Source organism: Streptomyces alboflavus, from assembly GCF_000716675.1.
Classification (GTDB): Bacteria; Actinomycetota; Actinomycetes; order Streptomycetales; family Streptomycetaceae; genus Streptomyces; species Streptomyces alboflavus.
In genome coordinates this window covers 80,448-103,559 of the sequence record NZ_JNXT01000020.1, presented here as the reverse complement: position 1 = coordinate 103,559, position 23,112 = coordinate 80,448, and the positions used below count along the sequence as shown (strand labels likewise).

Sequence of the window (23,112 nt, the reverse complement as noted above, 5' to 3'; positions counted from 1 at the left end):
TGAGCGGCCCGGGGTGGGCGTGGAAATCCACGCCCACCCCGGGCCGACTTGTGCCCCTCCCTTGTCGTCATGGTGCCGTCGTACTGGGCTGTGCCCACCCGTTCCGCCCTCTGGGCGGACCAGCTGCCCACAGAGGTGGGACGGGTCCTTCCTCCGCCCCGGTGCGGGATCACGGGTGGGTGGGTGGGAGGCATCCGCCGCGGAGCGGCGGGACGGGAGGCAGGACGGGGCCGCACGTGGACCCCGGACAAGGCGCCCCCGCCAGACGTGGCACGATGCCGGTATGTCCTCCGCGTTCACCGATCTCTGTCGCTATCCGATCGTGCAGGCCCCGATGGCGGGCGGTGGCTCGACCCCGCAGCTGGTGGCGGCTGTCGCTGAGGCCGGGGGGCTCGGCTGCCTGGCCGCCGGGTACAAAACCGCCGACGGGATGTACCAGGAGATCAAGCAGGTCAGGAGCCTGACGGCGCGGCCGTTCGGGGTGAACCTGTTCATGCCGCAGCCGGAGTATGCCGACCCCGCAGCCGTCGAGGTGTACCGCAATCAGCTAGCGGGCGAGGCCACCTGGTACGAGACGCAGCTCGGCGACACCGACGGCAAGCGCGACGACGGCTACGACGCGAAGCTCGCGATCCTGCTCGACGACCCGGTGCCGCTGGTGTCGTTCACGTTCGGCTGCCCCACCCGGGAGGTCGTCCAGGCCTTCGACCGCGTCGGCACCCGCACGGTCGTCACCGTCACCACGCCCGAGGAGGCCCGCGCGGCCCAGCGGGCGGCCGCCGACGCCGTCTGCGTCCAGGGCATCGAGGCGGGCGGCCACCAGGGCACGCACCGCGACAACCCGGAGGCGGACGGCTCCGGCATCGGCCTGCTCAGCCTGATCGCGCAGGTCAGGGAGACGGTGCAGCTGCCCGTGATCGCCGCGGGCGGCCTGATGCGCGGCGGCCAGATCGCCGCGGTCCTCGCCGCGGGCGCGGACTTCGCCCAGCTCGGCACGGCGTTCCTGGTCACGCCCGAGTCGGGCGCGCAGCCGCTGCACAAGCAGGCCATGACGAACCCGCTGTTCGGGCACACCGAGCTGACCCGCGCGTTCTCGGGCCGCCCCGCGCGCGGCCTGGTCAACCGCTTCATGCGCGAGCACGGCCCGTACGCCCCGGCCGCGTACCCGCAGGTGCACTATCTGACGGCCGGGCTCCGCAAGGCCGCGGCGAAGGCCGGGGACCCGCAGGCCATGGCGCTGTGGGCGGGCCAGGGCCACCGCCTGGCGCGGGCGCTGCCCGCGGGCGAGCTGATGGAGGTCCTGGTCGCCGAGCTCGAAGAGGCGAAGGCCACGTTCGCCGCGCGGGGTGCGGTGTGACGGCGCCGGTCTTCGTCGTCGAGGACTTCCGGGGCGCGGCCCCGGGCGGCGCGTACGTCCTGGAAGGCCCCGAGGGGCGGCACGCGGTGTCCGTGAAGCGGCTGCACGCGGGCGAGGACGTCGTCCTCACCGACGGCGCCGGACGCTGGGCGCACGGCGTCGTCGCGGACACCGAGGGCAAGGACCGCCTGACGGTGTCCCTGGACGCCGACGGCGTACGCGAGGAGGACGCGCAGACGCCCCGGATCACCGTCGTACAGGCGCTGCCCAAGGGCGACCGGGGCGAGCTGGCCGTGGAGACCATGACGGAGACCGGCGTGGACGCCGTCGTGCCCTGGGCCGCGTCCCGCTGCATCACGCAGTGGAAGGGCGAGCGCGGCCAGAAGGCGCTCGGCAAGTGGCGGGCGACGGCACGCGAGGCGGGCAAGCAGTCGCGCCGCGTGCGCTTCCCCGAGGTCGCGGAGCTCGCCACGACCAAGCAGGTCGCGGCGCTCCTCGCGGACGCGGACCTCGCCGCGGTCCTGCACGAGGAGAGCAGCGAACCGCTGGCCACCGCCGCCCTGCCCACGACCGGCCACATCGTGCTCGTCGTCGGCCCCGAGGGCGGCGTCTCCCCGGACGAACTCGCGGCGTTCGCGCAGGCGGGTGCCAAGCCCTGCCGGCTCGGGCGTAGCGTGTTGCGCACGTCGACCGCGGGCACCGCGGCGACCGCCCTCCTCCTCGGCCGGACCGGACGCTGGTCCTGAATCCCGCCCGAAAGGCAGCCCCGTGGAACTCGCCCAGGTACGCCTGCTCGTCACCGACTTCCCCGCCTGCTACCGCTTCTACGCCGATGTGCTCGGCCTGAAGCCCCAGTCGGGCGCCGCGAGCGGACCGTACGAGAAGTTCAGCCCCACGACGGGCTCCGCGGGCATCGCGCTGCAGGACCGCACGGTGATGGCCGAACTCCTCGGCGAGCTGGCCGAGTCGGCGACGGGGCACCGCTCCCTGGTGGTGCTGCGCGTCGACGACCTGGACGCGTACTGCGAGCGGATCACCGGGCGCGGCGCCGAGCTGACGCACGGGCCCGCGCCCATGACGGACCGGATGCGGGTGGCCCACCTCAAGGATCCCGAGGGGAACCTGGTGGAGCTCCAGGAGTGGCTGCTGCTGCGCACGGACCGCGCCTGAGCGGACCCGGAAGGGCCGGGAAGCTCCGGAGGCGGCCCCGAAGGGGCTTGTGGGCAGGGGCGGTTACTGGACAGTTGGCCGCAAGCGCTCTACCGCCGTGCCGTCCGCGGTGGCACCCTGCCGCTCATGGGGGCACTGAGGCGAACACCGCGATCACCGTCACCGCGTTCCCGGCGGGCGCGGCGACCACGGCGCGTCCTCGTCGCCGTGACGGCCGCCGTGGCCGCCGGTGCGGGAGCCGCCGCGTGCGACCCCGTCGAGGGCAACATGAGCACGTCCGCCGTCGCGATCACCACCGACAAGATGGGCACCCGGGAGCTGGAGCGGCAGCACGCCGACGTGGACTGGCTGACCTGCACGGCCTCCTTCATCGGCAAGCCCAGGAAGGCCTCGGACTCCGACGAGCAGCGGGACGCCGAGGTCGACTGCCGGGGCCAGTCCGACGACGACAAGGTCATCACCATCAAGGGCCGGGTGACGGAGGTCCGCAACGGCGCCTGCGTACGCGGCAGTCTGACCGCGAAGGTCGGCCGCGAGGAGTGGTTCCGCGTCGACGCCCTGGGCAACTGCGACCACACGCCCGACGATGACGACAACGACGACGGCGGCAACAACGGCAACGGTCACGACGGCAACAACGACAACGACGGCAACAGCAACGACGACGGCAACAGCAACGACGACAACGCCGGCCATGAGAAGCCCGATCCCGGGCCCACCGCCACCGTCACCGTGACCGAACAGCCCGACGAGGAACCGGGCAAGTGATCCAAAACGACCCCGCCCCGCGCGGCGCCTGCTTAGGCTGACCGTGTGACTCAGCCTGCCTACCTCCGGTTTCCGCACCTGCGCGGCGAGTTGATCGCCTTCACCGCAGAGGACGACGTCTGGCTCGCCCCGCTCGACGGCGGCCGCGCCTGGCGGGTCAGCGCCGACAACGTACCCGTGACCCAGCCACGGATCTCCCCGGACGGCACCACCGTCGCGTGGACGTCCACCCGCGACGGCGCCCCCGAGGTGCACGTCGCGCCCGTGGCCGGCGGCCCCACCCGGCGCCTGACGTACTGGGGCAGCGCGAAGACGTCCGTGCGCGGCTGGACCGCCGACGGGCGGGTCCTCGCCATCAGCACGCAGGGCGAGGCCTCGCTGCGCCGCGCCCGGGCGCGCGCGGTGCCGCTCGACGGCGGGCCCGCCGAGATGCTGCCGTACGGGCTCGTCGGGGACGTCGCGTACGGCCCCGGGGGGCAAGTCCTGCTCCTGTCCGCGCCGATGGGGCGCGAGGCCGCCTGGTGGAAGCGGTACCGGGGCGGCACCGCGGGCAAGCTGTGGATCCGGCGGAGCGCCGACGAGGACGGGCCCGAGCCCCGCTTCGCCCGGCTGCACGCCGACCTCGACGGGAACATCGAGTACCCGATGTGGGTCGGCGACCGCGTCGCCTTCCTCAGCGACCACGAGGGCGTCGGCGCCGTGTACTCCTCGCTGCCCGACGGCACCGACCTGCGCCGCCACACGCCTGTCGACGGTTTCTACGCCCGGCACGCCGCCACCGACGGCACCCGCGTGACGTACACCGCCGCGGGTGAACTCTGGCTCCTCGACGACCTCACCGACCCCGCCGCCGAGCCGCGCCGCCTGGACATCGTCCTCGGCGGGCAGCGCACCGACCTCCAGCCGCATCCGGTGAGCGCCGCCCGCTGGTTCGGGGCCGCCGCGCCCGACCACACCGGGCGCGGCAGCGCGGTGGCCGTGCGCGGCGCCGTGCACTGGGTCACGCACCGCGAGGGGCCCGCCCGCGCGCTCGCCGCCGAGCCGGGGGTGCGGGCACGCCTTCCGCGCACGTTCCGCGTCGACGGCGAGGAGCACGTGGTGTGGGTGACGGACGCCGAGGGCGACGACGCCCTGGAGTTCGCGCCCGCCACCGGCCTCACACCGGGGGCGACGCCGCGGCGGCTCGCCGCCGGACAGCTCGGCCGGGTCCTCGCGCTCGCCATGGCGCCCGACGGCAGCCGGGCGGCCGTCGCCACGCACGACGGCCGGGTGCTGTTCGTGGAGCGCGAGAGCGGCGAGGTGCGCGAGGTGGACCGCGCCGAGCACGGCGAGGCCACCGGGCTCGTCTTCTCGCCCGACTCCGCGTGGCTCGCCTGGTCGCACCCCGGGCCGCGGCCGCTGCGCCAGCTCAAGCTCGCCAACACCGCCGACCTGTCGGTGTCGGAGGCCACCCAGCTCAGGTTCCGTGACTACAGCCCGGCGTTCACCCTCGACGGCAAGCACCTCGCGTTCCTGTCCGCGCGGTCCTTCGACCCCGTCTACGACGACCACGTCTTCGACCTCGCGTTCGTCGGCGGCGCCCGGCCGCACCTGATCACCCTCGCGGCCACGACGCCCTCGCCGTTCGGGCCGCAGCGGCACGGCCGGGCCTTCGAAAGCCCGGACGCGCCGGGCGCGGAGACGCCCGACAGCGAGGGCACGCCCACGACCCGCGTCGACCTCGACGGGCTCACCGAGCGCGTCGTGCCGTTCCCCGTGGAGGCCGCCCGCTACTCCACGCTGCGCGCCGCCAAGGACGGCCTGCTGTGGCTGCGCCACCCCGTGCACGGCGTGCTCGGGGCGTCCCGCGCCACGCCGACCGACCCCGACCCCAGCTCCGAGCTGGAGCGCTACGACCTCGCCCAGCACCGCGTGGAGGAACTCGCCGGTGTCGCCGAGCACTTCGCGGTCACCGGCGACGGCAAGCGGGTGCTGCTGTGGGCCGACGGCAAGCTGAAGGTCGTGCCCAGCGACCGGCGGGCGTCCGGCGACGAGGACAGCGACACGAACATCACCGTCGACCTCGGCCGCGTACGCCAGTACATCGACCCGGCGGCGGAGTGGCGGCAGATGTACGACGAGGCGGGGCGCCTCATGCGGGACAACTTCTGGCGGCCCGACATGGGCGGCGTCGACTGGGACGGCGTCCTGGAGCGCTACCGCCCCGTCCTCGCCCGCGTCGCCACCCACGACGACCTCGTGGACCTGCTCTGGGAGGTGCAGGGCGAGCTGGGCACCTCGCACGCCTACGTCACGCCGCGCGGCGGCTGGGGCGGCGGGGCCCGGCAGGGGCTGCTCGGCGTGGACCTGTCGCGGGGCGAGGACGGGGCGTGGCGTGTCGACCGCGTGCTGCCGTCCGAGACGTCCGACCCGCACGCGCGCTCGCCGCTGGCCGCGCCCGGCGTCGCGGTGCGCGCGGGCGACGCGATCCTCGCCGTCGGCGGGCGGCCCGTCGACCCGGTGACCGGGCCCGGGCCGCTGCTCGTCGGCACCGCGGGCAAGCCCGTCGAGCTGACCGTGTCGCCCGCGGGCGGCGGCGACCCCCGGCACGCCGTCGTCGTCCCCGTCGACGACGAGGAGCCGCTGCGCTACCACGCGTGGGTCGCCGACCGGCGGGCCTACGTCCACGAGCGCTCCGGCGGCCGGCTCGGCTATCTGCACGTGCCCGACATGCAGGCGCCCGGCTGGGCGCAGATCCACCGGGACCTCAGGATCGAGGTCGCCCGCGAGGGCCTGGTCGTGGACGTGCGCGAGAACCGCGGCGGGCACACCTCGCAGCTCGTCGTGGAGAAGCTGGCCCGGCGCATCGTCGGCTGGGACCTGCCGCGCGGCTCGGGGCCGCTCAGCTACCCGGGGGACGCGCCGCGCGGGCCCGTCGTCGCCGTCGCCAACGAGTTCTCCGGCTCCGACGGCGACATCGTGAACGCCGCGATCAAGGCCCTCGGCATCGGTCCCGTCGTCGGTACGCGCACGTGGGGCGGCGTCGTCGGCATAGACAGCCGGTACCACCTCGTCGACGGCACGCTGGTGACGCAGCCCAAGTACGCCTTCTGGCTGGAGGGGTACGGGTGGGGCGTCGAGAACTACGGCGTCGACCCGGACGTCGAGGTCGTGGTCACGCCCGAGGACTACGCCGCCGGGAGGGATCCGCAGCTCGACGCGGCTGTACGTGTTGCGCTCGCGGCGTTGGACGAGACCCCGGCGAAGGCTGCGCCGGCCTTGCCCGGGGCGGGGGCGCCGTCGGCCTGACGGGTGCCGTCTGCGGCCCAGGGGCCTCGTGCCCTTGGGCCGCCCCCGCCGCACCCCCGGCCGGGCCCCCTGCCGGGCTTCCCACCCGCCCACCCGTTGCGGTCGGACTTCCGGGTGCCCCCGTGCGGCCACCGCCCACCCCCCTCGGCCCGACCCCGTCTCCCCCCACCCCGATACCATGCGACCCAAGCGAACCCAGTGACCCGGGAGGGTGTCCCCATGGCGGGAGAACCGCAGGCCGACTGCCTGTTCTGCAAGATCGTCGCGGGGGACGTGCCCGCGACCGTCGTGCGGGAGACCGAGACGACCGTCGCCTTCCGCGACATCAACCCGCAGGCCCCCACGCACGTCCTCGTCATCCCCAAGGTCCACTACCCGGACGCCGCCTCGCTCGCCGCCGCCGAGCCCGGCATCGCCGGTGACGTGCTGCGCGAGGCCGGTGAGGTCGCCGCGGAGGAGAAGTCCGAGAGCTACCGCATCGTCTTCAACACCGGCGCCGGCGCCGGGCAGACCGTCTTCCACGCGCACGCCCACGTCCTGGGCGGCCGCGGCCTCCAGTGGCCCCCCGGATAGCGGGGCAACGCTCCTTGTCCGTACGTGAACTGGTGGTGCTCGGCACGGCGAGCCAAGTCCCCACCCGGCACCGCAACCACAACGGCTACGTCCTGCTCTGGGACGGCCAGGGCATCATGTTCGACCCCGGCGAGGGCACGCAGCGCCAGATGCTGCGCGCCGGGGTCGCCGCGCACGACCTGCACCGGATCTGCGTGACGCACTTCCACGGAGACCACTCCCTCGGACTTTCCGGGGTGATCCAGCGCATCAACCTCGACCGGGTCCCGCACCCGGTCACCGCCCACTACCCGGCGTCGGGACAGCACTTCTTCGACCGGCTGCGGTACGCGACGGCCTATCGCGAGACCGTGTCGCTCACCGAGGCACCGGCCGCCGCCGACGGACCGCTCGCGACCACCCCCTCGTACACCCTCGACGCGATCCGGCTCTCGCACCCCGTCGAGTCCTTCGGCTACCGCGTCACCGAGCCCGACGGGCGGCGCATGCTGCCGCGGCTGCTCGCCGAGCACGGCGTCAAGGGGCCCGACATCGGGCGGATCCAGAAGGAGGGCCGCCTCGGCGGTGTCACCCTCGACGAGGTCAGCGAGGTGCGGCGCGGCCAGCGGTTCGCCTTCGTGATGGACACCCGGCTCTGCGACGGCGTGCACGCGCTTGCCGAGGGCTGCGACATGCTCGTCATCGAGTCGACCTTCCTCGACGAGGACGAGCGACTCGCCACCGACCACGGCCACCTGACGGCGGGCCAGGCCGCCCGGGTGGCGATCGACGCGGGCGTGCGCCACCTCGTCCTGACGCACTTCAGCCAGCGCTACCCCGACCCGGACGTCTACGAACAACAGGCCCGCGCCGCCGGGTTCGAAGGTGAACTCACCGTCGCCCGCGACCTGTTGCGTGTACCCCTGCCCAAGCGAACCTGAGCACCACCACAGAACTGAGCGAGACCGCACCATGCCCCTCCCCAAGGCCGAACTGCACCTGCACATCGAAGGCACCCTCGAACCCGAACTCGCCTTCGCGCTCGCGGCGCGCAACGGAGTGGAACTTCCCTACGCCGACACCGAAGAGCTCCGCAAGGCCTACCTCTTCGACGACCTCCAGTCCTTCCTCGACCTGTACTACGGCCTGATGGCCGTGCTGCGCACCGAGGCCGACTTCGAGGAACTCGCCGACGCCTACCTCGCGCGGGCGGCCGCGCAGGGCGTGCGGCACGCCGAGATCTTCTTCGACCCGCAGGCGCACACCGCGCGCGGCATCCCCTTCGCCACGGTCGTCGAGGGCCTCGGCCGCGCCCTTGACCGCAGCGAGGAGCGGCACGGCGTCTCCACCCGCCTCATCATGTGCTTCCTGCGCGACCAGTCCGCCGAGTCGGCGATGGCGACCCTGGAGGAGGCCAAGCCGCATCTGCGCCGCATCACCGGCGTGGGCCTGGACTCCGCCGAGGTCGGCCACCCGCCGAGCAAGTTCGCCGCCGTGTACGAGGCCGCGGGCGCGCTCGGACTGCGGAAGGTCGCGCACGCGGGGGAGGAGGGCCCGGCCGCCTATGTGCGTGAGGCCCTGGACGTGCTCGGCGTGGAGCGGATCGACCACGGCCTTCGCTGCATGGAGGACCCGGAGCTTGTGGAGCGCCTGGTGCGGGAGCGGGTGCCGCTGACGCTGTGCCCGCTGTCCAACGTGCGGCTGCGGGCCGTCGACATCCTGGAGGAGCACCCGCTGCCGCGCATGATGGCGGCCGGGCTGCTGTGCACCGTCAACTCCGACGACCCCGCCTACTTCGGCGGCTACGTCGACGACACCTTCCACGCCGTCCACGAGGCCCTGGGCATCGGCCAGGAAGGGCTGCGCGAGCTGGCCCGCAACTCCTTCGAGGCCGCGTTCCTCGACGGCGGCCCCGAGGAGGAGGCGCTGCGCGCGCGGTACCTCGCGGAGGTCGCGGCTTACACGTTCGACTGACGGCGACCGGGCCGTCCCGGCGGCGTGCGACGGCGCGTTGTCACAGGCCTGGGTTACGTTGCCCTCATGGCCGTACCACCCGCTGTACCACCTGGCGTCTCGCAGAAGACCCCCGCCGCGGCTGCGGAGACCGTCGTCGATCCCCTCAAGTCGGCGCGCAGGGCGGGCGATCCGCCCTGCGACGTGTACCTGACGGGGACGGTGTTCCTCGACATCATCTTCACCGGTCTCGACTCCGCGCCCGTGCGCGGCACCGAGTCGTGGGCGCGCGGCATGGGGTCGAGCCCCGGCGGCGTCGCCAACATGGCGAGCGCCCTCGCCCGGCTCGGCCTGCGCACCTCCCTGGCCGCCGCCTTCGGCGACGACCACTACGGGGAGTACTGCTGGGACGCCCTGGAGCGCGGCGAGGGCATCGACCTTTCGTCGTCACGGACCGTGCCCGGCTGGCACTCGCCAGTGACGGTCTCGATGGCGTACGAGGGCGAGCGGACCATGGTCAGCCACGGCCACGAGCCGCCGCCCGACGCGGACTCCCCGGACGGCGGCGCCCCGAAGTGCCCGCCGCGGGCGCGGGCCGCCGTCGCGTCCCTGGTGCCCGGGGTGCGGGCGCCCTGGATCGCCGCCGCGGCCCGGCGCGGCACCCGGATCTTCGCGGACGTCGGCTGGGACGACACCGGGGCCTGGGACCTGGCCGCGCTGCCCGACCTCGCGCACTGTGAGGCGTTCCTGCCGAACGCCCAGGAGGCCATGCGGTACACGGACACAACCTGCCCGCGCGCCGCCGCGCACGCCCTCACCGAGCACGTGCCGCTCGCCGTGGTCACCCTCGGCGCCGAGGGGGCGTACGCGGTCGACGGGCGCACCGGCGAGACCGCGTCCGTGCCCGCCATCGAGGTGGAGGCCCTCGATCCCACGGGGGCGGGCGACGTGTTCGTGGCGGGCTTCGTCACCGGCACGCTGGCCGGGTGGCCGCTCGCCGACCGGCTGGCCTTCGCCGGGCTCACGGCGGCCCTTTCGGTGCAGGAGTTCGGGGGCTCCCTGTCGGCGCCGGGGTGGGCCGAGGTGGCGGCGTGGTGGCGGCGCGTCGGCGAGTTCGACGAGCAGGACCCGGTGGCGCTGCGGCGGTACGCCTTCCTGGAGGACCTGCTGCCCGCGGGCGGCGGCCGGGCCTGGCCGCTGCGGCGCGCGGTCCCGACGATCGGCTTCGGCCGCTCCCTGTAGGCCCCGCCCGGCCCCGCCCGGCTCCGGCGGCCCTCGCTTGCCCTCGCCCGTCCTCATCCGTCCCGGAAAACGGCTTAGGCCTTGTCAGTGGCACGCCGTACGCTTGGCAGTGCAGAAGTCGCCTTCCGGCGAGTCCCTGACGAGGAGGGTTGTGCAGGCCTCTACGGCCGGCCCATGACGCAGACACCGACAGCACAGACCCCTGCGCAGCCGCAGGACGCGGCACAGGACACGGCACGGACGCGGGCGCCCGCGAAGGGCACCGGCAAGGGCATCGGCAAGGCTCATTTCTCCGTCCCCGCCAAGCACCCCATGGTGATGGTCCTGGGCTCCGGAGACGCGCTGCTGCGAGTGATCGAGACGGCCTTCCCGGCGGCCGACATCCACGTCCGGGGCAACGAGATCAGCGCGGTCGGTGACGCCCACGAAGTCGCCCTCATCCAGCGCCTGTTCGACGAGATGATGCTGGTGCTCCGCACCGGGCAGCCGATGACGGAGGACGCAGTGGAACGCTCGATCGCCATGCTCAGGGCGGACGACGCAGGCGAGGCGGACGGCGAGGAGACCCCGGCCGAGGTCCTCACCCAGAACATCCTCTCCTCCCGCGGCCGCACCATCCGCCCCAAGACGCTCAACCAGAAGCGGTACGTCGACGCGATCGACAAGCACACGATCGTGTTCGGCATCGGCCCCGCGGGCACCGGCAAGACCTATCTGGCCATGGCCAAGGCAGTCCAGGCCCTGCAGTCCAAGCAGGTCAGCAGGATCATCCTGACCCGCCCCGCGGTGGAGGCCGGCGAGCGCCTCGGCTTCCTGCCGGGCACGCTCTACGAGAAGATCGACCCGTATCTGCGCCCGCTCTACGACGCGCTGCACGACATGCTGGACCCGGACTCGATCCCGCGCCTCATGGCCGCGGGCACCATCGAGGTCGCCCCGCTGGCGTACATGCGCGGCCGGACGCTGAACGACGCGTTCATCATCCTGGACGAGGCGCAGAACACGAACCCCGAGCAGATGAAGATGTTCCTCACCCGCCTCGGCTTCGAATCGAAGATCGTGATCACGGGCGACGTGACCCAGATCGACCTGCCGAACGGCACGAAGTCCGGTCTGCGCCAGGTCCAGGACATCCTCGACGGGGTGGACGACGTGCACTTCTCCCGGCTCACGTCCTCCGATGTCGTACGGCACAAGCTCGTCGGCCGTATCGTCGACGCGTACGAGAAGTACGACAACGAGAACGGCACGGAGAACGGCTCGCACGCCGGCCGCGGCCGGTCCAGAGGGAAGTAGCGGAACAGCACCATGTCGATCGACGTCAACAACGAATCCGGAACCGAGGTCGACGAGCAGGCGATCCTCGACATCGCCCGCTACGCGCTCGCGCGGATGCGCATCCACCCGCTCTCCGAGCTCTCGGTGATCGTCGTGGACGCCGACGCCATGGAGCAGCTGCACATCCAGTGGATGGACCTGCCCGGACCCACGGACGTCATGTCCTTCCCCATGGACGAGCTGCGCCCGCCCATGAAGGACGACGACGAGCCCCCGCAGGGCCTCCTCGGCGACATCGTGCTCTGCCCCGAGGTCGCCCTCAAGCAGGGCCAGGAGGCGCCGACGCAGCACTCCATGAACGAGGAGCTCCAGCTCCTGACCGTCCATGGGGTGCTGCACCTGCTCGGGTACGACCACGAGGAGCCCGACGAGAAGGCCGAGATGTTCGGCCTGCAGGCGGCCATCGTCGACGGCTGGCGTGCGGAGCAGGGCCTGACCGGCCCGTCCCCGGCGCCCACCGTCTCCTGACGCCATGTCCTTCCAGCTGATCGCCGGCGCGGTCGCCCTGGTCGTGGTGGCCTGGCTCGCCGCCTGCGCCGAGGCGGGCCTGGCCCGGATCTCCAGCTTCCGCGCCGAGGAGGCCGTGCGGTCCGGGCGGCGCGGCAGCGCGAAGCTCGCGCAGGTCGCCGCCGACCCCGTCCGCTATCTGAACGTCGCCCTGCTGGTGCGCGTGACCTGCGAGATGGCGGCCGCCGCCCTCGTCACGTACGCCTGCCTGCAGGCCGTCGACGCCACCTGGGAGGCGCTCGCCATCGCCATCGGCGTGATGGTGCTCGTCAGCTATGTCGCCGTCGGCGTGTCCCCGCGCACCATCGGCCGCCAGCACCCGCTGAACACGGCCACCGCCGCGGCGTACGTGCTGCTGCCGCTGGCCCGCGTCATGGGCCCCATCCCGCCGCTGCTCATCCTCATCGGCAACGCCCTCACGCCCGGCAAGGGCTTCCGGCGCGGCCCGTTCGCCTCCGAGGCGGAGCTGCGGGCCATGGTCGACCTCGCCGAGAAGGAGTCCCTGATCGAGGACGACGAGCGCCGCATGGTGCACTCCGTCTTCGAGCTCGGCGACACCCTGGTGCGCGAAGTCATGGTGCCGCGCACCGACTTGATCTCCATCGAGCGTTTCAAGACCGTCCGCCAGGCGCTGACGCTCGCGCTCCGCTCGGGCTTCTCCCGCATCCCCGTGACCGGCGAGAGCGAGGACGACGTCGTCGGGATCGTGTACTTGAAGGACCTCGTCCGCAAGACGCACATCAACCGCGACGCGGAGAACGACCTCGTCTCCACCGCCATGCGGCCCGCGACGTTCGTGCCCGACACGAAGAACGCCGGGGACCTGCTGCGCGAGATGCAGCAGGAGCGCAACCACGTCGCCGTCGTCATCGACGAGTACGGCGGCACCGCGGGGATCGTCACCATCGAGGACATCCTGGAAGAGATCGTCGGCGAGATCACCGACGAGTACGACCGCGAGCTGCCGCCCGTCGAGGCGCTGGACGGCGACTGCCACCGCGTCACAGCCCGCCTCGACATCGGCGACCTCGGCGAGCTGTACGGCCTGGAGTCCTACGACGACGAGGACGTCGAGACCGTCGGCGGGCTGCTGGCCAAGGCCCTCGGGCGGGTGCCGATCGCCGGGGCGTCGGCCGTCGTGGACCTCCCCGACGGGCGCGCCCTGAAGCTCACCGCCGAGGCGGCGGCCGGGCGGCGCAACAAGATCATCACGGTCCTCGTGGAGCCGGTGGCCCCGGAGGGACCCGGCTCCGGGGAGGGCGGCACGCGATGACCCCTGCCGAACTCCGCGCGTTCTGCCTGTCCTTCAACGACGCCGTGGAGGAGTTCCCCTTCGGGGCGGAGACCTCGGTGTTCAAGGTCGCGGGCAAGATGTTCGCGCTGTCCCACCTGGACGCCGAGCCCCTGACCGTGAACCTCAAGTGCGAGCCGGAGATCGCCCTCCAGCTGCGGGCCGCCCACCCCGAGATCGTGCCGGGGTGGCACATGAACAAGCGCCACTGGAACACGGTGTCCCTGGCCGGGGCGCTCCCCGACCGCCAGGTCCGCGAGCTGATCGAGGACTCGTACGACCTGGTGGTGGCGGGGCTGCCCCGGGCGGTGCGGCTGCGGCTCGACCGGCCCTAGGCGCGGGTGCGGCGGCGCAGGCCCACGGCCACCAGGGCCGCCGTGGCCAGGACGATCAGGGCGTCGAGGGTCAGGACGGTGCGGGTGCCCGCGAGGACGTCCGACGAGGTCGTGGCGAGGACGCCGAGCAGGGGGATGCCGATGGTGATGCCCACCTGCTGGGTCGAGGTGACGAGCCCGGTCGCGAGCCCCTGCTCGGTGTCGGGCACGCCCGACGTCACCGTCACCCCGTACGAGACGATCGCGCCCAGGTGGAACATGCTGGCCACGGAGATCGCGGCGGTCGCGAGCCACACGGACCACGTCTGCTCGCCGACCCCGATGAGCGCCGCCACGAACAGACCCTGGCCGAGCAGCGAACCGACCAGCGTGCGGCGCGGCCCGAAGCGTCCGATGACCTTGGGCGCCAGCATGCCCGCGACGACGGACAGGACGCCCTGCACGCCGAAGACGAGACCGGTCTGGAAGGCGGACAGGTCGAGGACGTCCTGGAAGTAGAGGGTCAGGACGAAGACGACCGTCGACATCATCGAGAAGGTGACGAGACCGCCGAGGTTGCCCCAGGCGACGGTGCGGCGCCGCAGCATCGGCAGCGAGACCAGCGGCGCCGCGGCGCGCGACTCCACGTACCCGAAGAGGGCGAGCAGGCCCACGCCCGCGATCAGCGTGACGATGACGTCGGTGCCGCCGAAGCCGCGCTCGGCGGCGGTGGACAGGGCGTAGATGAGGGCGAGCAGCCCGCCGGTGACGGTGACGGCGCCGGGGATGTCGAGGCGGGGCCGGTCCGGGGTGCGGGACTCCGGGAGCAGACCGGGGGCCAGCGGGAGCACGATCAGGGCGAACAGCGTGAGCAGGCCCATCGTGGAGCGCCAGCCGAGGGTGTCGGTGAGGACGCCGCCGAGGACCATGCCGACGGTGAAGCCGAGGGAGAGCAGCGTGCCGGAGATGCCGAGCGCGCGGTCCCGCTGCGGGCCCTCCGGGAACGTCGTGGTGAGCAGCGACATGCCGGTCGGCACGATCGCCGCCGCGCCCACGCCCTGCAGCGCACGGCCCGCGAGGAACGACGCCGGGTCCCACGCGAACGTGGCGAGCAGCGAGGCCGCGCCGAACAGGGCGAGCCCGCCGAGGAACAGCCTGCGCCGCCCGAAGAGGTCACCGAAGCGCCCGAAGAGCAGCAGGAAGCCGCCGGACGGCAGCGCGAAGGCCGTGACGGCCCACTGGAGCGCGGCATGGCTCATGCCGAGGTCCGAGCCGAGGACGGGCAGGGCCACGTTCAGGACGGAGAAGTCGAGGGCGACCATGAACTGCGCGGCGCACAGCACGAAGAGGATGAGCCGGTCGCGGCGGGAGAGCCGGGGCGGCGGCCCGGCGGGAGCGGTGGCAGCGGCCTGCGGGGACTTGGTGGTGGTGGCCGAGGTGTCTGCGGTGGTCGGGGACGGAGCGGAAGTGTCTATCGCCATGGTCAACAGCGTCCGTCGGCCGGAATAGCCGTGGGGAGCGGGAACTTATGCTGGTGGTGCCAACACCAGGCGCAGCCGCGTACGGATGACAGGGGGAGCGGTGGTCAGCCAGGCCGAGGAGCGGGTCGACGGGGCCGATGGGGCCGACGGGGTGCGGACGCGTCGCCGGGCCGAGCTGCGGGACTTCCTGATGAGCCGGCGGGCCCGGGTGACCCCGGCGGAGGCGGGCCTCCCGGAAGGCGGCGGACGCCGCCGCACGCCGGGCCTTCGGCGCGAGGAGGTCGCCGTGCTCGCGGGCGTCGGTGCCTCCTGGTACCAGTGGCTGGAGCAGGGCCGCGACATCTCGGTGTCCCCGCAGGTCCTGGACGCCGTGGCCCGCGTCCTGAAGATGTCCGGCGCCGAACGCCGCCACCTGTACGTGCTCGCGGGCCTCAACCCGCCCGTGCCGCGGGCCGAGGAGGACGCCGCGGACATGTGCGAGGGCCTGCGGCGGCTCATCGACACCTGGATGCCCTACCCGGCGCACATCATGGACCGCTACTACAACTGCGTCCTCTACAACGACGCCGCCGCGATGGTCCTCAGCATGCGCCCCGGGACCACCCAGAACTGCATCCTCGACTTCTTCACCGACCCCATGTACCGCTCGCGGAGCGTGAGTTGGGAGCAGAACGCGGTGACGCTCGTCGCGCAGTTCCGCGCGGCCTGCTCCGAGCATCCCGAGGACGAGGGCTTCCAGGAGCTGCTCGCGCGGCTGCACGCCTCGGGCGAGGAGTTCACCACGATGTGGGAGCGCCAGGACATCCGGCCCGCGGGCCAGGTCCACAAGGAGCTCGACCATCCGCTCGTCGGCATCCTGCACGTGGAGTCCACCGCCCTGAAGGTGCCCGCGCGGCCCGACCTCACGATCGTCCTGCACACGCCGCTGCCGATGGCCGACACCGCGGAGAAGCTCGCCTGGCTCGCGTCCCCGGAGGCGCGGCGCGGGGCCATGTACCGGGTGGCCGGCTGAGCCGCCGCCGCGGCTCCTTATGCTCGTGCCATGACTGAGCGCACCGACCTCGGCCCCGAGGACCAGAAGATCGTCACCCTCGCCCGTTCGGCCCGTGCCCGCAACGGGGTGCCGGAGGGGGCCGCTGTGCGGGACGAGACGGGGCGTACGTACGTCGCCGGGACGGTGTCCCTTGCCTCCCTCAAGCTGTCCGCGCTGCGCACGGCCGTCGCCATGGCCGTGGCGTCCGGGGCGGAGTCCCTGGAGGCGGCGGCCGTGGTGTCGGGGGAGGGCGCTCTGGCCGCGGAGGATCTGGCGGCGGTACGTGATCTCGGCGGGGCCGGGACGCCGGTGTTCCTGGCGGGGGCGGACGGGGTGGTCCGGCTCGCGGCGGAGGCGGGCTGAGCCCTCGCGGGGCGCCCCAGTCCCGCCCCTTCTCCGAAACCGGAGGCTGCGCCCCCTGGACCCCCTGATCGGCGCTCCGCGCCTCGTCCTCAAACGCCGGACGGGCTGAAACCCTGCCGCACCGGCGACGTAACAGCCTGCCCGGCGCTTGAGGGCGAGGCGCGAAGCGCCGAAAGGCGGGGAAAGGGGCGCAGCCCCATCCGGCGGGGAACCGCCCAAGGCGCCCCCGCCCGAAAAGATCAGGGACAATAGGCGCCATGAGCGTGCGTACCCAGTCACCCGAGCCGTCCGAGCAGGCCGCCCACCGCGCCGGTTTCGCCTGCTTCGTCGGTCGCCCCAACGCGGGCAAGTCCACCCTTACGAACGCTCTGGTCGGCAAGAAGGTGGCGAGCACCTCGAACCGGCCGCAGACGACGCGGCACACCGTGCGCGGCATCGTGCACCGCCCCGAGGCCCAGCTGATCCTGGTCGACACCCCCGGCCTGCACAAGCCGCGCACCCTGCTCGGCGAGCGGCTCAACGACGTGGTCCGCGCCACCTGGGCCGAGGTCGACGTCATCGGCTTCTGCCTGCCCGCGAACGAGAAGCTCGGGCCCGGTGACCGGTTCATCGCCAAGGAGCTGGCGTCGATCAAGAAGACGCCGAAGATCGCCATCGTCACGAAGACCGACCTCGTCGACAGCAAGGCCCTCGCCGAGCAGCTCATCGCCATCGATCAGCTCGGCAAGGAGCTCGGCTTCGAGTGGGCCGAGATCGTGCCCGTCTCGGCGGTCGGCGAGAAGCAGGTCGACCTGCTCGCGGACCTCCTCGTCCCCCTCCTGCCGGAGGGGCCCGCCCTCTACCCCGAGGGTGATCTCACCGACGAGCCCGAGCAGGTCATGGTGGCCGAGCTGATCCGGGAGGCGGCGCTCGAAGGTGTGCGGGACGAGCTGCCGCACTCCATCGCCGTCGTCGTCGAGGAGATGCTGCCTCGGGAGGACCGGCCCGCCGACAAGCCGCTCCTCGACATCCACGCCTTCGTGTACATCGAGCGGCCCAGCCAGAAGGGGATCATCATCGGTCCCAAGGGGAAGCGGCTCAAGGACGTCGGGATCAAGTCCCGCAAGCAGATCGAGGCGCTGCTCGGTACGCCGGTCTACCTCGACCTGCACGTCAAGGTCGCCAAGGACTGGCAGCGCGACCCCCGCCAGCTGCGCAAGCTGGGCTTCTAGCCTCGCGGGGCGCCCCAGTCCCGCCCCTTCTCCGAAACCGGGGGCTGCGCCCCCTGGACCCCGCTGATCGGCGCTTCGCGCCTCGTCCTCAAACGCCGGACGGGCTAGAAGTTACCGGCACAATTTCTAGCCCCTCCGGCGTTTGAGGAGCGGGGGTCTGGGGGCAGCGCCCCCAGTTTCGGGAAGGGGCGGGACTGGGGCGTTCTGCGCGAGCAACTCCTGCCGCAGCCACCCGTACGACGCCTTCGGCGTGCGCCGCTGCGTGGCGTAGTCCACGTGGACGAGGCCGAACCGCTGCGCGAAGCCTTCCGCCCACTCGAAGTTGTCGAGGAGGGACCAGACGAAGTAGCCGCGCACGTCGACCCCGGCCTCCAGGGCGCGGTGCAGGGCGCGCAGATGACCGTCGAGGTAGCTGATGCGCTCCTGGTCGTCGAGGCCGTCGTAGGAGCAGCCGTTCTCGGTGATGATCAGGGGCGGCAGGCGGTCGGCGTAGCGGTCGCGGAGGGTGAGGAGGAGCTCGGTGAGGGCTTCGGGGACCACGGGCCAGCCGAAGGCCGTGGTCGGGTAGCCGGAGATCGGCCGCGGGGTGAAGGGGAGTTCGGGGGGCAGGGTGAGCCCGGCGAACTCGGTGGGGGCGGGCTCGGCGAGGGGCGCGCCCACCTTCGTGGGTTGGTAGAAGTTGATGCCGTACCAGTCGATCGGCTCCGAGATCGTCGACAAGTCGGCGTCGAGGTCGGGGACTTCGGCTCCGAGGAGCTCGGCGATCACCTCCGGGTAGCGTCCGGCGATCAGCGGGTCGGAGAACAGCCGGTTCAGGAGTACGTCGTAGAGGTCGGCGGCCTCGCGGTCCGCGGCGGCGTCGGAGGCGGCCCAGGTCGGCCCGTGGGAGTTCGCGACGCCGATGTCACCGGCCCCGGCGGCCCGCAGCGCCCGCACCGCGAGCCCGTGCCCGAGGAGCTGGTGGTGGGCGGCGGGCAGGGCGTCGAAGAGGAGCTGCTGTCCGGGCGCGTGCCGGCCGAGGGCGTGGCCGAGGAGGGTGTGCTCGGCGGGCTCGTTCAGCGTGATCCACTTCGGTACGCGGTCCCCGATGCGGGCGGCCACCACGGCGGCGTACTCCGCGAACCGGTGCGCGGTGTCCCGGACGAGCCAGCCGCCCGCCTCCGCCACGGCGAGCGGCGTGTCCCAGTGGAAGAGCGTCGGCACTGGACGTACGCCCGCGGCGCACAGCTCGTCCACGAGCCGGTCGTAGAAGTCCAGGCCCCGCTCGCTGACCTCGCCGGTGCCGCGCGGAAGCACCCGGGGCCAGGAGACGGAGAAGCGGTACGCGCCCACGCCGAGGTCGCGGATGAGGGCGACGTCCTCGCGGTAGCGGCGGACGTGGTCGCAGGCCACGGCGGCCGTCGTGCCGTCCTTGACGGTGCCGGGCAGGGCGGTGAAGGCGTCCCACACGGAGGGGCCGCGCTCGTCGGCGGCGCCCTCGATCTGGTGGGCCGATGTGGACACCCCCCACAGGAAGTCGCGGGGGAAGCGGGGCAGCGGTGCGCGCGTCGTCGCCATGCGCGCGATCATCCGTACCGGCCGGTCGGGAAGTCAACGCCCGTGCGGCAGGCGGTTCCCCGCGCTCGCCGGAGCTACGAGCCTTCCTTGAGCACCCGCGTGATCAGTGTCCGCTGGTCGTCCGTGAGCCGGGGGTCCGAGCAGTACACGGTCCGCCCGTCGATGGTGATCTGGTAGCTGAACCCGTCGGGCACCCCGACGGGGGGCGTGCCCCGTCCTTCGGCCTCGGCCCGCTCGGCCAGGGCGTGCCACTCCTGGGCGTCGGGGCGCGCGGTGGTGTCCACCTCCGCGTGCCGGTCGATGCCCGCGAAACCTCCGGTGCGCTTCACCTGGATACGCATGGGTCCTGTCTACTCCAGGCACCGGCGGCCCGCCAGCGGGCCGCCGGTCACCGGCCGGGTCAGGCGGTGGGCACCTTGACCTGTGCCCAGGCGTCCAGGACGGCCTTGAGCTCGTCGCCGTCGCCGTACTTGGCGCGGGCCGCCGCCACCGTCAGCTTCGCGAAGTCCGTGAAGGAGGCGTCCTGGGCCAGCTCGCCGCCGGTCAGGACGGCGTACCAGATCTGTCCGGCCCGCTCCCAGGCGTGCCCGCCGAGAGCCTCGGCGACGAGGTAGAAGGCGCGGTTGGGGATGCCGGAGTTGATGTGCACGCCGCCGTTGTCGCGGCCCGTGCGCACATAGTGGTCCATGTCGGCGGGCTGCGGGTCCTTGCCGAGCACGTCGTCGTCGTACGCCGTGCCGGGCTCCTTCATGGAGCGCAGGGCCTTGCCGGTGACGCGCTCGGCGAGCAGGCCCGCGCCGATCAGCCAGTCGGCCTGGTCGGCGGTCTGGCCGAGCGTGTACTGCTTGATCAGCGAGCCGAAGACGTCCGCCATGGACTCGTTGAGGGCGCCGGGCTGACCGAAGTAGGTGAGGTTCGCCGTGTACTGCACGACGCCGTGGGTCAGCTCGTGGCCGATGACGTCGACGGGGATGGTGAAGTCGAGGAAGATCTCGCGGTCACCGTCGCCGAACACCATCTGCTCGCCGTTCCAGAACGCGTTCCCGTAGTCCTCGCCGTAGTGCACGGTCGCGTTCAGCGGCAGGCCGCCGCCGTCGATCGAGTCGCGCTCGAAGTGCTTGAAGAACACCTCGAAGGTCGCGCCGAGGCCGGCGTAGGCGCGGTTGACGGTGGCGTCCTTGCCGGGCTTGTCGCCCTCGCCGCGCACCTTGCGGCCAGGCAGATCCGTGCGGTGCTTGGCGTCGTGGATGGTGCGGTGCGGCTTGCCCTCCTCGGCGCCCTTGGGCGCGGCGACGGAGGGGGCGCCGATGACCGTGGTCAGACGCCGCTGGGTGCGTTCGTAGGCGTCGCGCTGGAGGGTGCGGCGGGCGGCCTTGGCGAGCGCGGGGTCCGAGGACTGGGCGAGCCGGTCCAGGACCACAGGTGGCACGATCGTGCAGAAGACGGGCTCGAAGCCCGTTGGGTTGGCGGTCATGTGCGGCAATGTGGCACTGGGTCATGCCGCTGTCACTAGCTGCCACCATGATTGGTGAAATAGACGTATACGGACCTACGCCGTCCCCTCCAGGTGATATACGGCACGTTTTGTCCGATACGTCCCTGCGGTCCCGCATACTGATACGCGCCCGCGCATCCTGCGGACCTCGGCTAGGCTGCCCCGCATCATGCGTTTCGGGCTGCTTCTCCTTAGCTGCCGCGGCGAGGGCCTGTAGCAGAGGCCGACCCCCTCCCCGCGGAGTTCGGTGCTGTGCTAGACCGTCGGCCGTCCTTCCGGACCTCCCGAGGAGCCCCGCACACCATGCCGAACTTCCAACGCCCCAGCTCCATGCCGATCCACAAGTACGGCAAGTACGAGCAGGTGGACATCCCCGACCGGACCTGGCCCGACCAGCGCATCACCGTCGCCCCCCGGTGGCTGTCCACCGACCTGCGCGACGGCAACCAGGCACTCATCGACCCGATGTCGCCCACCCGCAAGCGCGCCATGTTCGACCTGCTGGTACGCATGGGCTACAAGGAGATCGAGGTCGGCTTCCCGTCCTCCGGCCAGACCGACTTCGACTTCGTGCGCTCCATCGTCGAGGACCCGGACGCCATCCCCGACGACGTGACGATCTCCGTTCTGACGCAGGCGCGCGAAGAGCTGATCGAGCGCACCGTGGAGTCCCTGAAGGGCGCCAAGCGCGCCACCGTCCACCTGTACAACGCCACCGCGCCGGTCTGGCGCGAGGTGGTCTTCCGCGGCTCCCGCGACCAGGTCAAGCAGATCGCCGTCGACGGCACCCGCCTGGTCATGGAGTACGCCGAGAAGATCCTCGACCCGGACACCGTGTTCGGTTACCAGTACAGCCCCGAGATCTTCACCGACACCGAGCTGGACTTCGCCCTGGAGGTCTGCGAGGGCGTCATGGACGTCTGGCAGCCCGACGCCGACCGCGAGATCATCCTCAACCTGCCCGCCACCGTGGAGCGTTCGACGCCCTCCACGCACGCGGACCGCTTCGAGTGGATGTCCCGGAATCTGTCCCGTCGCCAGTACGTCTGCCTGTCCATCCACCCCCACAACGACCGCGGCACCGCCATCGCCGCCGCCGAACTCGCCGTGATGGCGGGCGGCGACCGCGTCGAGGGCTGCCTGTTCGGCCAGGGCGAGCGCACCGGCAACGTCGACCTGGTCGCGCTGGGCATGAACCTGTTCAGCCAGGGCGTGGACCCGCAGATCGACTTCTCCGACATCGACGAGGTCCGCCGCGTGTACGAGTACTGCACGCGCATGGAGGTCCACCCGCGCCACCCCTACGCGGGCGACCTGGTCTACACCGCCTTCTCCGGCTCCCACCAGGACGCCATCAAGAAGGGCTTCGACTCGATGGAGGCCCGGGCCGAGGCCGCGGGCAAGACGGTCGACGACATCGAGTGGGCCGTGCCGTACCTGCCCATCGACCCCAAGGACGTCGGCCGCTCCTACGAGGCCGTCATCCGCGTCAACTCCCAGTCCGGCAAGGGCGGCGTCGCGTACGTCCTGAAGAACGACCACAAGCTGGACCTGCCGCGGCGCATGCAGATCGAGTTCTCGAAGATCATCCAGACGAAGACCGACAGCGAGGGCGGCGAGGTCACGCCGGACGCGATCTGGAGTGTCTTCCAGGACGAGTACCTGCCCAACCCCGACGCGCCCTGGGGCCGCATCCAGGTCAAGAACGGCCAGACGATCACGGACGTCGACGGCACCGACACCCTCACCGTCGAGGCCACCGTCGACGGCGCCGACATCACCCTGACCGGCTCCGGCAACGGCCCGATCTCCGCGTTCTTCAACGCCCTGCAGTCCATCGTCGGCATCGACCTGCGCCTGCTCGACTACCAGGAGCACACGATGAGCGAGGGCGCCTCCGCGCAGGCCGCGTCCTACATCGAGTGCGCCATCGGCGACCGCGTCCTGTGGGGCGTGGGCATCGACGCGAATACGACACGTGCCTCCATGAAGGCGGTCGTCTCCGCCGTCAACCGCGCGGCCCGCTGATCCCGCCGGACTCCCGTTCGACCGGTGCTTTCCCGGCCCCGTCCGCCCTCGTGGCGGGCGGGGCCGCCGCGTGTCCGGCGGCTGGTCCAGGCCAGCAACCGGCCATCTCCCGTACGGGGTACTGACGCGGCATCATGGATGTGGCTAACATCACGCCAACGCGG

21 protein-coding genes are annotated in these 23,112 nt (G+C 72.4%); 17 read left to right on the top strand and 4 right to left on the bottom strand.

What is annotated here, in order from left to right:
• Window positions 1–283: 283 nt before the first annotated feature.
• The 13 genes from OO63_RS17250 to OO63_RS17190 all read left to right on the top strand — a co-directional run bounded on the left by OO63_RS17250 (window position 284) and on the right by OO63_RS17190 (window position 13,801).
• A complete protein-coding gene (locus OO63_RS17250) occupies window positions 284–1,357 on the top strand; it encodes a nitronate monooxygenase (protein WP_030357716.1) in 1,074 nt (357 codons plus the stop codon).
• Complete coding sequence (locus tag OO63_RS17245) at window positions 1,354–2,103, top strand: 16S rRNA (uracil(1498)-N(3))-methyltransferase (RefSeq protein ID WP_030357715.1); 750 nt, start codon at window positions 1,354–1,356, stop codon at window positions 2,101–2,103. The genes OO63_RS17250 and OO63_RS17245 overlap by 4 nt, the downstream gene beginning before the upstream one ends.
• 22 nt (window positions 2,104–2,125) lie before the next feature.
• Complete coding sequence (locus tag OO63_RS17240; RefSeq protein WP_030357714.1) at window positions 2,126–2,527, top strand: VOC family protein; 402 nt, start codon at window positions 2,126–2,128, stop codon at window positions 2,525–2,527.
• 207 nt (window positions 2,528–2,734) lie between these two features.
• Entirely contained in the window at window positions 2,735–3,295 is a 561-nt protein-coding gene (locus OO63_RS17235; RefSeq protein WP_051810950.1) for a hypothetical protein, read from the top strand.
• A 45-nt stretch (window positions 3,296–3,340) separates the two neighbouring features.
• Complete coding sequence (locus OO63_RS17230) at window positions 3,341–6,583, top strand: S41 family peptidase (protein ID WP_030357712.1); 3,243 nt, start codon at window positions 3,341–3,343, stop codon at window positions 6,581–6,583.
• A 219-nt stretch (window positions 6,584–6,802) separates the two neighbouring features.
• Window positions 6,803–7,156, top strand: a complete 354-nt coding sequence (locus OO63_RS17225) for a histidine triad nucleotide-binding protein (RefSeq protein ID WP_030357711.1) — start codon at window positions 6,803–6,805, stop codon at window positions 7,154–7,156.
• 14 nt (window positions 7,157–7,170) lie between these two features.
• A complete protein-coding gene (locus OO63_RS17220; protein WP_030357710.1) occupies window positions 7,171–8,076 on the top strand; it encodes a ribonuclease Z in 906 nt (301 codons plus the stop codon).
• Window positions 8,077–8,107: 31 nt separating this feature from the next.
• Window positions 8,108–9,109 (top strand): adenosine deaminase, encoded by a 1,002-nt coding sequence (locus tag OO63_RS17215; protein ID WP_030357709.1) that lies wholly within the window; start codon window positions 8,108–8,110, stop codon window positions 9,107–9,109.
• Between the two features lie 66 nt (window positions 9,110–9,175).
• On the top strand, window positions 9,176–10,330 hold the full coding sequence (locus OO63_RS17210) for a carbohydrate kinase family protein (RefSeq protein ID WP_030357708.1): 1,155 nt from the start codon (window positions 9,176–9,178) through the stop codon (window positions 10,328–10,330).
• 174 nt (window positions 10,331–10,504) lie between these two features.
• The gene (locus OO63_RS17205; protein WP_078619189.1) at window positions 10,505–11,626 is read left to right on the top strand and encodes a PhoH family protein; all 1,122 of its coding nucleotides are present in this window, start codon (window positions 10,505–10,507) and stop codon (window positions 11,624–11,626) included.
• Between the two features lie 12 nt (window positions 11,627–11,638).
• On the top strand, window positions 11,639–12,136 hold the full coding sequence (gene ybeY, locus OO63_RS17200; protein WP_030357706.1) for an rRNA maturation RNase YbeY: 498 nt from the start codon (window positions 11,639–11,641) through the stop codon (window positions 12,134–12,136).
• 4 nt (window positions 12,137–12,140) lie between these two features.
• Window positions 12,141–13,448, top strand: a complete 1,308-nt coding sequence (locus OO63_RS17195) for a hemolysin family protein (protein ID WP_030357705.1) — start codon at window positions 12,141–12,143, stop codon at window positions 13,446–13,448.
• Window positions 13,445–13,801 (top strand): MmcQ/YjbR family DNA-binding protein, encoded by a 357-nt coding sequence (locus tag OO63_RS17190; RefSeq protein WP_030357704.1) that lies wholly within the window; start codon window positions 13,445–13,447, stop codon window positions 13,799–13,801. Before OO63_RS17195 ends, OO63_RS17190 begins: the two co-directional genes overlap by 4 nt.
• On the opposite strand, the gene OO63_RS17185 is transcribed toward OO63_RS17190, so the two are convergent.
• Window positions 13,798–15,261, bottom strand: coding sequence for an MFS transporter (locus OO63_RS17185; protein ID WP_030357703.1), 1,464 nt, complete (start codon window positions 15,259–15,261; stop codon window positions 13,798–13,800). The two genes, OO63_RS17190 and OO63_RS17185, sit on opposite strands and share 4 nt — an antisense overlap.
• Before the next feature lie 190 nt (window positions 15,262–15,451).
• Here OO63_RS17185 and OO63_RS17180 point away from each other — a divergent pair, with 190 nt between their 5' ends.
• The 3 genes from OO63_RS17180 (at window position 15,452) to era (ending at window position 17,868) form a co-directional block, all read left to right on the top strand.
• Complete coding sequence (locus tag OO63_RS17180; protein WP_169786621.1) at window positions 15,452–16,273, top strand: helix-turn-helix transcriptional regulator; 822 nt, start codon at window positions 15,452–15,454, stop codon at window positions 16,271–16,273.
• A gap of 30 nt (window positions 16,274–16,303) precedes the next feature.
• A complete protein-coding gene (locus OO63_RS17175) occupies window positions 16,304–16,657 on the top strand; it encodes a cytidine/deoxycytidylate deaminase family protein (RefSeq protein ID WP_030357701.1) in 354 nt (117 codons plus the stop codon).
• Between the two features lie 257 nt (window positions 16,658–16,914).
• The gene (era, locus tag OO63_RS17170; protein WP_033264197.1) at window positions 16,915–17,868 is read left to right on the top strand and encodes a GTPase Era; all 954 of its coding nucleotides are present in this window, start codon (window positions 16,915–16,917) and stop codon (window positions 17,866–17,868) included.
• 126 nt (window positions 17,869–17,994) lie between these two features.
• Here the strand turns inward: era and OO63_RS17165 are convergent, their stop codons facing one another.
• From OO63_RS17165 to OO63_RS17155, 3 genes are all read right to left on the bottom strand, one after another.
• Window positions 17,995–19,437, bottom strand: coding sequence for a GH1 family beta-glucosidase (locus OO63_RS17165; protein ID WP_397622116.1), 1,443 nt, complete (start codon window positions 19,435–19,437; stop codon window positions 17,995–17,997).
• Window positions 19,438–19,499: 62 nt separating this feature from the next.
• Window positions 19,500–19,766, bottom strand: coding sequence for a protealysin inhibitor emfourin (locus OO63_RS17160; protein ID WP_030357698.1), 267 nt, complete (start codon window positions 19,764–19,766; stop codon window positions 19,500–19,502).
• Window positions 19,767–19,825: 59 nt separating this feature from the next.
• Window positions 19,826–20,899 (bottom strand): M4 family metallopeptidase, encoded by a 1,074-nt coding sequence (locus tag OO63_RS17155; protein ID WP_030357697.1) that lies wholly within the window; start codon window positions 20,897–20,899, stop codon window positions 19,826–19,828.
• Window positions 20,900–21,223: 324 nt separating this feature from the next.
• Between OO63_RS17155 and leuA the strand changes: the two genes are divergently transcribed.
• Window positions 21,224–22,948, top strand: a complete 1,725-nt coding sequence (gene leuA / locus OO63_RS17150) for a 2-isopropylmalate synthase (RefSeq protein ID WP_030357696.1) — start codon at window positions 21,224–21,226, stop codon at window positions 22,946–22,948.
• The last annotated feature ends 164 nt before the right edge of the window (window positions 22,949–23,112 follow it).